This is a genomic window from Xanthomonas sacchari (genome assembly GCF_024266585.1).
In the GTDB taxonomy this organism is placed as follows: domain Bacteria; phylum Pseudomonadota; class Gammaproteobacteria; order Xanthomonadales; family Xanthomonadaceae; genus Xanthomonas_A; species Xanthomonas_A sacchari_C.
This window is the reverse complement of the sequence record NZ_CP100647.1, coordinates 2,193,777-2,206,551: the sequence shown is the minus strand read 5'-3', so window position 1 is coordinate 2,206,551 and position 12,775 is coordinate 2,193,777. Positions and strand designations below refer to the sequence as shown.

Below are 12,775 nucleotides of genomic sequence, written 5' to 3'. Positions count from 1 at the left end.
GCGTTGCCGCGGGCCACCCAGGTCCGGATCAGGTGATGGGCACGATGGTAAACCAGTTAGCGCGCAATTGGTAACTTTTGGCGATCCCGGCTCGCGCCGACAGCCCCTCCTGGACGCCAGCGGACCGACCCTCGCCACCGCCTCGCTGCGCCGCAGCAAGAGCTGCGGCGGGCGCCGTGGCATGCTTCGGTCACGTTTTCTCCGCATCGGACGCGCCGTCATCAAAGGCAAGGCCACATCGCTGGACATCGCCTACCTGGCAGGCGTGTCGCAACCCACCGTCTCGCGCGCGCTGCGCGGCAGCCCGGCGGTCAACGAGCAGACCCGGCGCAAGATCCTGGCGATCGCCCGCGAGCTGAACTACAAGGTCGACAAGCACGCCTCCAGCCTGCGCCTGCGCAATGCCGGCACCCTGGCGCTGCTGTTCTTCGAGGACCCGACCACCGACGACTCGCTGATCAACCCGTTCTTCCACTCGATGCTGGGGTCGATCACCCGCGCCTGCGCCCGCCATGGCTACGACCTGCTGGTGTCGTTCCAGCAGTTGTCGGACAACTGGCGCGCCGACTACGGCGACAGCCAGAAGGCCGACGGGCTGATCCTGCTCGGCTACGGCGACTACCTGCAGGCGCAACAGCGGCTGCAGCACCTGGTCGACCAGGGTATCCATTTCGTGCGCTGGGGCGCGGTGCTGCCCGGGCAGCCGGGCGTGTCGATCGGCAGCGACAACTTCCAGGGCGGCCACGACATCACCGCGCACCTGCTGGCGCAGGGCCGCCGCCGCATCGCCTTCCTCGGCGACGCCTCCAACCATTACCCCGAATTCCTGGAACGCTACCGCGGCCACCTGCAGGCGCTGCGCACGGCCGCTGCCGAGGCCACGCCGGCGCTGCAGGTCGACGCGATCACCACCGAACAGTCCGGCTACGCCGCGGCGCTGGCCCTGCTCGGCCGCGGCGAGCGCTTCGATGCGCTGTTCGCCGCCAGCGACCTGATCGCGATCGGCGCGCTGAAGGCCTTGCGCGAGCACGGGCTGCGCGTGCCCGAGGACGTGGCCCTGGCCGGCTTCGACGACATCCCGGTGGCGGCCAGCGTCGACCCGGCGCTGTCGACCGTGCAGCAGGACACCAAGCTGGCCGGCGCGGTGCTGGTGGAGACCCTGCTGGCGCAGATCGCCGGGCAGCCGGTGAGCAGCCGCACCTTGCCGGTGACGCTGGCGCTGCGCGGCTCCTCGCTGCGCGGCTGAGGCGTCACGCCCGCGCGTCGGGTCGCGAGCCGGACGCAGGCCGGCTCCAGGAGCGAAACGCGGAGTCCGCAAGACCGGCTCACACCACCCAACACGCGTGGACGGCGAGCGCAGGCCGACGCACCAGGCGGACGCGCATCCCCAAGCTTCAGGGCGTCGGCGCGACCCCGTCCTTGGCCGCCATCAGCCAGCGCAGGCGCGCGCGCAGGTCCGGCCGCACGATCGGCGCATCGGACAGGAACACGCGCACGCCGTGTGCCGGCACCTCGGCGCGCAACGCATCGCTCACCTCGGTGGCGCTGCCGTCGAAGCCGTCGCGCCAGATGCCGGGCTGCAGGTAGCGGCGCACCTCCAGCGTGCGCGGCGCATCGCCCTTGTTGAGCAGCACCAGCGCGGTCTGGGTGGTGCCCGCATGCTGGAACACGCGGTAGAACACCGCCTCGTCGCCGGACAGGCGCAGGTTGAGCTGCAGCCCACGCTGCAACGCCGGGCTGCGCTGGCGCAGCGTGGCGATGCGCCGCAGCGGCGCGAAGATCGGGCTGGACGGGGCGGCATTCACCCGCTCCTGGCCGAAGTAGTTGCGGTTGCCGGCATGCTCGGCGCGGCCGCGCATGAAGCCGGTCTCCGAGCCGTAGTAGATCACCGGGATGCCGCGCGCGGTGAACAGCCAGTTGTGCGCGTCGATGAAACCGGCGTCGCTGGCGTCCAGCCGCGCCATGTCGTGGTTGTCGTAGAAGGTCATCAGCTCGTACGGATTGGCGTACGGGCCGCGCTCCATGTACAGCGCCGGCTGCAGCGTCTCGTAGCCGCGCCGGGCGTGTCCGAACGTCGCCGCCAGCGCCTGCTTGAGCGGGAAATCCAGCACGCTGACACCCGCATTGTTCGCCCAGGTGTGGCCGGCGATCTTGCGCGCGTCGTAGTCGAAGTCCTCGCCGAACATGAACATGCCCGGGCGCTGCGCGCGGATGCGGCGCACGAACGCATGCCAGAAGCTGTCCGGCATCCAGCCGATGGTGTCGATGCGGAACGCGTCGGCACCCTGCCCCAGCCATTGCGAGTAGGCGCCGACCAGGTAGTCCATCACCGCCGGGTTGCGCTCGTTGAAATCGGACAGTTGCGCCAGGTTGCCGCCGGTGTTGTAGAACGCGTGCAGCGGGTTGTGTGCCGGGTCCAGCTTGGATGGCGGCAGGTTCTGGTGGTCGGCGATCAGCTTGCCGTCGCGGTCGAACACCTGGCCGAACATCGGCTGCCGCTTGGGCATGGTCCAGGCCGGCGAGCCGTGGTTGCCGACGATGTCCAGCACCACCTTCAGCTGCTGCGCGTGCATGGCCTGGGTGAAGCCGGCGAAATCCAGCCCCGGGCTCGGCAGATGCTCGTCGAGCTTGTAGAAATTGACGCCCCAGTAGCCGTGGTAGCCGGTCTTGCCGCGATCGCTCAGCGAACTGCCCCAGGTGATCGGCTTGCCGCCGGTGAAGGCTTGGTCGGGGTTGTCGACGATCGGGGTGATCCACACCGCGCCGAAACCCAGGTCGCGGATGTAGCCGGCGTTGTCGACCACGCCCTTGAAGTCGCCGCCGAGGTAGCCGATGTTGTCGCTCTCGCCCGGCGGCGCCGGGATCGGGATGTCAAAGGTGCGGTGCGCGCCGCCCTGGTCGCGGTGATCGTTGCCCGGGTCGCCGTTGACGAAACGGTCGGTGACCACAAAGTACACCGCCTCGCTGGCGAACGGCTCGAGCGTGCCGTAGAACTCCTCCTGCGCAGGCGCATGGGCCTGCGCGGACGCGGCACAGGCCCCCAACAGGGCCAGCGCCAGCAGCGACATCCGATCGATCATGCAGTTGCTCCCGAATCCGACGGCACCCGCAGCACGCACAGCGCCGCCACCAGCAGGCTGCCGCCGCCGATCACCAGCGCGTACAGCGGCCGGCCATCGAGCCAGTGCGTGAGCACGAAGCCCAGCACGCTGACCGCGACCAACTGCGGGATCACGATGAAGAAATTGAAGATACCCATGTACACGCCCATCTTCGCCGCCGGCACGCTGTCCGACAGCAAGGCGTAGGGCAGCGACAGGATCGAGGCCCAGGCGAAGCCCACCCCGACCATCGACAGCAGCAGCCACTGCGGATCGCGGATCCACAGGAACGACAGCAGGCCGGCCGCGCCCAGGCACAGGTTCAGCAGATGGCTCATGCGCAGCCCGCAGGCGCGCACCAGCCGCGGGATCGCGATCGCCGCCAGCGCGGCGAAGCCGTTGTAGGCGGCGAACAGCACGCCGACCCAGTTGGCGCCGTCGTTGTATGCGGCCGAGGTCGCATCGTGGGTGCCGTAATGGGTCTGGGTGACCGCCGCGGTGGTGTAGATCCACATCGCGAACAGCGCGAACCACGAGAAGAACTGCACCCAAGCCAGGCGCCGCATCGCCTGCGGCATGGTCTGCAGATCGCAGACGATCGCCGCCAGCATGTGCCCGCGGCGCAGGCGCGGCGCCAGCCCCTGCAGCGCGCCGTAGCCCAGGCACAGCCCGGCCAGCACGTACAGCATGCGGTCGCCGCCACTGACGGCGATGGCGGCGCCCCCGGCGATGCCCACCGCGCCCCACAGCGCAGCGGCGACATCGGCGCGGCGCGGCTGCGCCGCCGGCGCGGCCGGCACGGCATCGTCGAAACCGTGCAGATCCTCGGGCGGATACTCGCGGGTGCGCAGCACGGTCCAGCCGATGGACAGGAACAGCACCGCGCCGCCGAGGTAGAACGCGTAACGCACCGTCGCCGGCACCTCGCCGGGGGCGGCGGTGTTGCTGACGCCCCAGTGCGCCAGCAGCCACGGCAACATGCTCGCCACCACCGCGCCGACGCCGATGAAGAAGCTCTGCATCGCGTAGCCGCTGGCGCGCTGGCGCGGCGGCAACTGGTCGCCGACGAAGGCACGGAACGGCTCCATCGAGATGTTGATCGAGGCGTCCAGCACCCACAGCGTGCCGGCCGCCACCCACAGCGCCGGCGAGTTCGGCATCGCCAGCAGCGCCAGCGTGGTGAACAGCGCGCCGACCATGAAGTACGGCCGGCGCCGGCCGAAGCGGTTCCAGGTGCGGTCGGACAGGTAGCCGACGATGGGCTGCACGATCAGCCCGGTCAGCGGCGCGGCGATCCACAGCCCCGGCACCTGCTCCATGTCCGCGCCCAGGGTCTGGAAGATGCGGCTGGCGTTGGCGTTCTGCAGGGCGAAGCCGAACTGGATGCCCAGGAAGCCGAAGCACATGTTCCAGATCTGCCAGAACGACAGCGCCGGCTTGGCGCGGGCCACGTCCCTCATGGGCGACCTCCGGCAGCGCCGATCGGCGCGATCAACAGTGCGGCGACATCGGCGGCATTGACCACGCCATCGGCGCCGCCCTGCCCGCCGGTGTAGCGCGCGAAGTGTTGCAGCGCGCTCATGTTCGCCGCCGGCAACAGCCGCGCGTGGCAGCGCTGCCCGGCCTGCAGGGTGAACGCCGCCGCCGTGGAGGTCTGCTCGCCCACGCTGTGCGGCATCACCAGCGGCTGCGTCTGCGGTGACGCCGCACCGCATTGCACCTGCAGGCGTTTCACCGCGGCGGTGACGCCGGTGTTGATCGGGCCATGCGCGTTGACGTAGCGCAGGCTCAGCCGGTATTCGCCATCGTGCGGCGCCGTCCACGCCCAGTCGTCGGCGCCGTCCACGCGCGCGACGTCGCCGACGCAGACGGTGGGACTGTGCAGCGACTCCCAGCGGTCCCCGCGCCGGGTCAGGCTCAGGCACTGCACGCGCTCGGCCAGCGGCAACAGCATGCCGTCGGCGCTTCCCGTGCGCGCCTGCCCATCGACGTACAGCAGCGTGTCCGCGGCGGCCTGCACGCGCCAGCCCTGCGCCTCGCGCCGCACCTGCGGTGCCGGCGGCGCCAGCGGCGCGAAGACGTCCGCCGCCGCGAGCACATGCAGGGGCGCGCTACCGCTGCGCCGCGCGACCAGATCGACGGTGGTCACGCCGTCCTGGCTGCGGGTATCGCCGGCGACCAGCAGGTCGCCCTGCAGTTGCGCCGGCCGCCGCAGCACGACGCGTCGGTCCTGCAACTGCAAGGCGATCTCCTGGCGCTCGCCGAACAGCAACGGCACCAGGCTGGCGGGCAGCTTGGGCAACACGCGGCCGTCGTCCTCCACCCCGAACACGCCCTCGACCACCATCGCCAGATAGCCGGCCACCGACCACAGCTGCCGCGGCGAATTGACCACCGGCCCGCTGAGCGGGCCGTCGTCGACATGCGCGGCCTGGCTCAGGAACTCGTAGTTCTCCATGTTCGAGCCGGCCAGCGCGGCGCCGCGCAGCAGCGAACGCACTTCCAGGTCGATGCGCGCGCTGTCGTCGGTATGCCGCGCCGCGCGCAGCGCATAGGCGCTGACGAACGGCCAGATCGCCCGGTTGTGGTAGATCGGTACCTCGCGCTGCTGCGGCCACACCACCGGGCTGCCCGCCTCCACCGCCGGATAGCGCGCCAGCGCCTGGCGCGCGCGCGCGGCGGGCAGCACGTCGGCCAGCACCGCCAGCGACAGGCCCAGCAGATCGTAGCTTTCGTAGCGCACTGGATGCTCGGCGGTGCCGATATAGCTGACGTAGGTGCCGCGGTCCTCGCGCCAGAAGCGCTCGGCGATCGCCTGGCGCAGCGCATCGGCCCAGCCGGCATAGCGCGTGGCCGCCTGCGTGTCGCCCTGCTCGCGGGCCAGGCGCTCGCCCAGGCGCAGCGCCTGGTAGTGCAGCACGTTGGTGGACAGCGCGAAGGAACTGGCGATGAAGCCGACGTCCTCGCGGGTCCAGGCCGGATAGGTCTGCTCGCGCCAGTCCAGGAACGAGGTCTCGCCGCGGTACAGGCCGATGCGCGGATCGAACGCGAACGCACGGTCCTGCGCCAGCGTGGCGGCGAGCGCGGCGCGGGTGTCGGCGGCGAAGCCCGGTTCGTCCAGCAGGTGGCGCGCAGCCAGGAACCACACCACGCGGTCGCTGCTCACCGGCCAGCTGCCGCCGGAGCCGGTGTCCTGCGCCACGAACAGCCCCGGCAGCGCATCGGCGCCGCGCATCGGCGACAGCTTGAAGCGCAGCGAACGCCGCGTGCGCTCCGGGTCCAGCCGTGCCAGGGCCAGATCCGCGGCATAGCTGACATCGCGGGTCCATACGTAGGGCCAGCGCTCGCCGGTCTGGTAGCAATCGCACGGCAACGGCTTGCCGTGATCGAACGCCGGGTCGCGAATCGCCTGCACCTGGTCGTCGCGCAGTTCCTGCTGCGCCAGCGCGAACAGCGCATCGAACAGCGGGCTGTCGGTCTCGCTGCGCAGCGGCTGTGCCGGCAGCGTACGCGTGCCGTGCGCCGCGTGCAGCACGAAGCCGCCATCGGCGGTGGCCTCGGCCTGCGCGGTCTGGCCACGCCAGTGCAATGACGTCTGTCCAGCAGACGCCGACGCCGCAGCACCCAAGGTGGCGGCCAAGCAGATCATCTTCAGCATCGAAGCGGCAGACCGGCTCGCACCGATCGACCTCCCTCCCTCTTTGCCTGCGTGGTGAAAGCACGGGCCGACATTGCCGGCGCCGCGGTCGCCGCCTCCGCATCGCGGGGCGCTGTGGACATGGTAGACGGGCGGCACGGCGGCGCGTGCGCTTGCATACGTATTCATGCGCTGCGCAACGGCGGCATGCGATGCCGCGGCTATAGTCGTTGCGCTGCCACGGTCGCCTTGGGAGGGGATATGCCGCTGCCGCTTCACGTTTTGTCGCGCCTGCCCGCGTTTCGCCCGCGTCCGGCGCGACGCCTGCCGTCGCTGCTGGCGAGCGTGCTGTTGTGCATCGCACCACAGCTGCACGCGGCACCGCAGACGGTGGCCAGCGTCGACTCGCCCGGCAAGGTCCTGCAGGTCTCGCTGCAACTGGACGACGGCCGCCCCAGCTACCGCGTGCTGCGCCTGGGCGAACCGGTGGTCGGCGACTCGCGGCTCGGCTTCCAGTTGCGCGACGGCAATTTGGACCGCGACCTGGCCGTGCTGGACCAGCGCAGCCGCAGCGTCGACGAGACCTGGGAACAGCCATGGGGCGAGCGCCGCTACGTGCGCAACCACTACAACGAGTTGCGTGTGGAGCTGGGCGAGCGCGGCGGCCGCCAGCGCCGCTTCGCGGTGGTGTTCCGCGTCTACGACGACGGGCTCGGCTTCCGCTACAGCTTTCCGCAGCAGGCCGGCATGCAGGAAGCGATCATCGACGAGGAGCTGACCGAGTTCGACATCGTCCCCGATGCGACCGCCTGGTGGATCCCGGCCGGCGGCACCATCCACTACGAATACCTGTACCGGCGTACGCCGCTGCGCGAAGTGCCGCTGGCGCACACGCCGTTCACCCTGCGCAGCCAGGACGGCCTGCACCTGTCCATCCACGAAGCGGCCCTGGTCGACTACGCCGGCATGTGGCTGCGCCGTGGCGAAGGCCAGCGCCTGCACGCGCAACTGTCGCCGTCGGCGGAAGGCTGGAAGGTGCGCCGCGCCCTGCCCTTCGACACGCCGTGGCGCACGCTGCAGATCAGCGACACCGCCGGCGGCCTGGTCGATTCCAACCTGATCCTCAACCTCAACGAACCCAATGCGCTGGGCGACGTGAGCTGGGTGCATCCGGCCAAGTACGTCGGCGTGTGGTGGTCAATGCATTTGAACGAGCAGACCTGGGCACGCGGCCCCAGGCATGCCGCCACCACCGCCAACACCCGCCGCTACATCGACTTCGCCGCCGCGCACGGCTTCCGCGGCGTGCTGGTGGAAGGCTGGAACCCCGGCTGGGACGGCGACTGGGGCGGCAACGGCTATGACTTCGACTTCACTCGCCCCACCGCGGACTTCGACATCGCCGCGCTCAGCGCCTACGCAGCGAAAAAGGGCGTGCACCTGATCGGCCATCACGAGACCGGTTGCGCGGTGGAACACTACGAGGACCAGTTGGATGCGGCGCTGGATCTGTATGCGCGGCTGGGCGTGGACACCTTCAAGACCGGCTACGTCTGCGAGGACGGCCAGGTGGACCGGCGCAATCCGGCCGGCGGTCCGCTGTGGCGCGAATGGCACGATGGCCAGTTCATGGCCCGCCACCATCTCAAGGTGGTGCAGGAGGCGGCCAAGCGCCACCTGTCGGTCAACGCCCACGAGCCGATCAAGGATACCGGCCTGCGCCGTACCTACCCGAACTGGCTCTCGCGCGAAGGCGCGCGCGGCATGGAATACAACGCCTGGGGCGAGCCGCCGAATCCGCCGGAGCACGAAGTCGATCTGGTGTTCACGCGGATGCTGGCCGGCCCCATGGACTACACCCCCGGCATCCTCAGCCTGAAGGGCCGCGACGGACGCGCGATTCCGAGCACGCTGGCGCGGCAGCTGGCGCTGTACGTGACCCTGTACAGCCCGATCCAGATGGCGGCCGACCTGCCCGAACACTACCTGCAGCACCGCGACGCCTTCCGTTTCATCGAGGACGTGGCAGTGGACTGGGACGACAGCCGCGTACTCGACGGCGAGGTCGGCGATTACGTGACCATCGTGCGCAAGGACCGGCACAGTCGCGACTGGTTCCTCGGCAGCATCACCGACGAACACGGCCGCGTCCTGCCGATCGCGCTGGGCTTCCTCGAGCCGGGCGTGCGCTACCGCGCCGAGATCTACCGCGACGGCGATGCCGCCGACTACCAGCGCAATCCGTTCGACTTCGTGCGCGAGCAGCGCGAAGTCACCAGCGGCGATCGATTGCAGGTGAAGCTGGCCCCCGGCGGCGGCCAGGCGATCCGCTTCGTCCCGCTGGATCCGGCGCCGGCCTCCGCCGGCACGGCCGCGCCGCGCTAGCGCGCCACCGTGCCGCATGCGGCGCCGCCGGCGGCACGTCGGCGGCGCACGCGCGCGATGCCTGGTCACATGCACGGCGTCACGCCATCGTGCGCGGCAGGACAGCGCTGTGGCGCAGGGCAATTGGGCAATACGTGTGCCGTGCCATCCGCAACGCGCCCCAGTAACCCCGCACTGGCGCGAAACCGTGGCACTGCTACCGCGCCGCGTCCGCGCGTTCACGAGGGGCCACGTCGACGCATCGAGCATGCGCCTGTTCGCAACGATACCGGCGTCGCGACGTGCACGCGACAGTGCGGCCCTGAAAGCGCTTCCAATGCGATGCGCTCCAGTGAATACGTATGCAGCGGGCGTTCGCGACGAAGCCGCGTGTCTACCATACAGCGCAATCGCGACACCGCCGTGCGGCGGCGCGACACGCACATCCGGCCGCCTCGCCGGTTCAGATCTTCGCAAGACAACATTGCCTGGGAGGGGAAAATGTTGAACCACAAGCGCAACGCGCTGACGCTGGCGCTGGCCGTCGCACTGACGCCGATGCTGGCCGCTGCACAGTCCGAGACCGCCACCACCACGTCCAACGATCCGGTCACCGAACTGGACAAGGTCCAGGTGACCGGCATCCGCCGCGGCATCGAAAACGCCATCGCGGTCAAGCAGGACGCCACGTCCATCGTCGAGGCGATCTCGGCCGAGGACATCGGCAAGCTGCCGGACGTGAGCATCGCCGAATCGCTCGGCCGCCTGCCCGGCCTAGCCGCGCAGCGCGTCGCCGGCCGCGCCCAGGTGATCAGCGTGCGCGGCCTGTCGCCCGACTTCGCCACTACCTTGCTCAACGGCCGCGAAGTGGTCAGCACCGGCGACAACCGCAGCGTCGAGTTCGACCAGTACCCCTCGGAACTGGTCAACGGCGTGACCGTGTACAAGACGCCCGATGCCGGCCTGGTCGGCCAGGGCCTGTCCGGCACCATCGACATGCAGACCGTGCGCCCGCTGAGCTTCCCGGACCGGGTGATCGCGCTCAGCGGCCGCCTGCAGAAGAGCTCGCTCGGCAAGGCCGCCGATGTCGACGCCTTCGGCAACCGCTTCAGCGCCAGCTACATCGACCAGTTCCTGGACAACACCCTGGGCGTTTCGATCGGCTACGCCCACAGCGACATGCCGATCCAGGAAAACCAGGTCGGCCTGTACGAGCCGTGGACCACGCAGAACACCGACAGCGGCAGCCGTCCCGGCGTGGCCCCGGGCACCTACTTCTCCGACGGCATCAAGGCGCTGCGCCGCACCGGCAACAACAAGCGCGACGGCGTGATGGCGACCGTGCAGTTCCGTCCGTCCAGCAGCTGGACCAGCACCTTCGACGCGTTCCATACCGAAGCCGAGCAGATCGACACCGCCAACCAGTTCGAGGTCAATCTCAGCAACTTCAACGGCGGCTACACGCCCGGCCTGCTGATCACCAACCCGCAGGTCGACGCCAGCGGCAGCTTCACCGGCGGCACCGCCAGCGGCGTGTATCCGCTGGTGCGCGGCATGTACAACAAGCGCAAGGACAAGATCGACGCGTTCGGTTGGAACAACGAGTTCAACCTCGGCAGCGTGCGCCTGATGGCCGACCTGAACTACTCCAAGGCGACCCGCAAGGAGTTGAACCTGGAGAACAACCTGCAGCTGGTGCCGATGCCGCAGCTCGATACCGTCGGCCTGGTGATCAAGCCCAACGGCTTCTCGCAGATCACCCCTGGCCGCGACTACTCCAACCCGAACGACCTGTTCCTGACCAACACCATCTACGGCTCCGGCTACGGCAAGGTGCCGGAGGTCGAGGACCGCCTGAAGGGTGGCCGCCTGGCGGCGACCTTGCCGGCACCGCAGGCGTTGACCTGGTTTTCGGACATCGACGTGGGCGTGAACTACGCCGACCGCCGCAAGCAGAAGACCCAGGCCGAGGGCAACATCCTGCTCGGCGCGCAGGGCGACACCAGCATCGCCAGCGACCTGCAGTACGACCCGGTCAACCTGGGCTTCGCCGGCATCGGCACGATCCCGGCCTGGAACGTGCCGGCGGCGGTCTCGCGCTACATGAGCTTCAATCCGGTCACCAATCTGGACTACCTGATCCCGAAGTCGTGGACCGTGCAGGAGAAGATCACCACGGCCTGGGTCCGCGCCAACATCAACACCGACATCGGCGAGGTCGGGGTGCGCGGCAACATCGGCGTGCAGCTGCAGCACGCCGACCAGAGCTCGCAATCCAGCTACTTCGACCAATCGCGTCCCGCGGGCCAGAACGTGCTGCCGATCGATGCCGGCAAGACCTACAACGACTGGCTGCCGAGCCTCAACCTGGCCTTCCTGTTCCCGCACCAGCAGACCCTGCGCTTCGCCGCGGCCAAGCAGGTGGCGCGGCCGCGCGTGGACCAGATGCGCGCCGGCCTGGACTTCGGCGTCGACACCTCCACCGGCAAGCCCGGCGGCAGCGGCGGCAATCCCCTGCTGGACCCGTGGCGCGCCAACGCGCTGGACCTGTCGTACGAGAAGTACTTCGGCGAGAAGGCGTACGTGGCGGCCGCGGTGTTCTACAAGGACCTGAAGAGCTACATCTATACGCAGTCGCGCGACGACTACGACTTTTCCGCCTTGCTCGCCAGCTATGTGCGTCCGCCGGGCATGACCGTGCCCGTGCAGACGACGGGCACCTTCTCCTCGCCGCAGAACGGCAAGGGCGGCACCTTGCGCGGCCTGGAGCTGACCGCGTCGTTGCCGTTGGACATGTTGACCGACAGCCTGCGCGGCTTCGGCGTGCAGGCCAGCGCGACCTTCAACGACAGCGACATCAAGATCCTCGATCCGGAAAGCGCCTCCAGCGTCGGCTCGGCGCCGATCGACCTGCCCGGCCTGTCCAAGCGCGTGTACAACGTCACCGCCTACTACGAGCGCAACGGCTTCGAGGCGCGCGTCAGCCAGCGGCGGCGCTCGGACTTCATCGGCGAGATCGGCAACTTCAATGGCAACCGTACGCTGCGCTATGTGGTCGGCGAGAACGTCACCGACGCCCAGCTCAGCTACACCTTCGCCGACGGCAGCACCCTGGCCGGGCTGAGCCTGCTGCTGCAGGCGAGCAACCTGACCAACTCGCCCTACCGCACGTACGCCGGCACCAAGGACCGCCCGCTGGAGTACGTCGAATGGGGACGCACCTACATGCTGGGCGTGAACTACAAGTTCTGAGCCCCGCCTAGAGGATGCAGACGACGCCCGCCGGCGCACCCGGCGGGCGTTTTTTCGTTGCGCGGTTGCGGCCGCGGTGAGGTCGAATGCCTGGGAGCTCAGCGGCGAGAGGGGAGATCGCGATCGCGCAGCGGTGGCAGTCTCTTTCGTCATCCGGAGGGAAGACGAGTAGTTCGCAGGGACGCGCGCGCTACTCTTACCGAAAGCGAGGAAGCTCCATACCCGAACGTCCGATCGGGAGTCCGGACCAACCTGGTCGCCCTCCGGACGATAGGGCTCCGACAAAGCGGGGCTACGGCAGCCGATCAAGCATGGCATCACCATCGTGGACAATGGCTTGCAGCGGAAGACCGCGAGCACGCGCAACTGCCCGCGTCGGCGGGAAAGGCGGTGTTGCAGATCGCCGAGGCCGACGCGTGGG

At 69.4% G+C, this 12,775-nt stretch carries 6 protein-coding genes; 3 read left to right on the top strand and 3 right to left on the bottom strand.

The annotated features are described in order from the left end of the window. The first annotated feature begins 181 nt into the window (after positions 1–181). Complete coding sequence (locus NKJ47_RS08965; RefSeq protein ID WP_254461108.1) at positions 182–1,246, top strand: LacI family DNA-binding transcriptional regulator; 1,065 nt, start codon at positions 182–184, stop codon at positions 1,244–1,246. A 148-nt stretch (positions 1,247–1,394) separates the two neighbouring features. On the opposite strand, the gene NKJ47_RS08960 is transcribed toward NKJ47_RS08965, so the two are convergent. Genes NKJ47_RS08960 through NKJ47_RS08950 form a run of 3 tightly spaced genes read right to left on the bottom strand, consistent with a single transcriptional unit; the run spans position 1,395 to position 6,759 of the window. Continuing rightward, a complete protein-coding gene (locus NKJ47_RS08960) occupies positions 1,395–3,068 on the bottom strand; it encodes an alpha-amylase family glycosyl hydrolase (RefSeq protein WP_254461388.1) in 1,674 nt (557 codons plus the stop codon). 8 nt (positions 3,069–3,076) lie between these two features. After that, complete coding sequence (locus tag NKJ47_RS08955; RefSeq protein ID WP_254461107.1) at positions 3,077–4,561, bottom strand: MFS transporter; 1,485 nt, start codon at positions 4,559–4,561, stop codon at positions 3,077–3,079. Next, complete coding sequence (locus tag NKJ47_RS08950; protein WP_254461106.1) at positions 4,558–6,759, bottom strand: Six-hairpin glycosidase-like protein; 2,202 nt, start codon at positions 6,757–6,759, stop codon at positions 4,558–4,560. The genes NKJ47_RS08955 and NKJ47_RS08950 overlap by 4 nt, the downstream gene beginning before the upstream one ends. A 240-nt stretch (positions 6,760–6,999) precedes the next feature. Between NKJ47_RS08950 and NKJ47_RS08945 the strand changes: the two genes are divergently transcribed. Together NKJ47_RS08945 and NKJ47_RS08940 are read left to right on the top strand one after the other, a co-directional pair. Continuing rightward, a complete protein-coding gene (locus NKJ47_RS08945; RefSeq protein ID WP_254461105.1) occupies positions 7,000–9,123 on the top strand; it encodes a glycoside hydrolase family 97 protein in 2,124 nt (707 codons plus the stop codon). Between the two features lie 480 nt (positions 9,124–9,603). Further along, complete coding sequence (locus NKJ47_RS08940; protein ID WP_254461104.1) at positions 9,604–12,354, top strand: TonB-dependent receptor; 2,751 nt, start codon at positions 9,604–9,606, stop codon at positions 12,352–12,354. Positions 12,355–12,775: the final 421 nt, after the last annotated feature.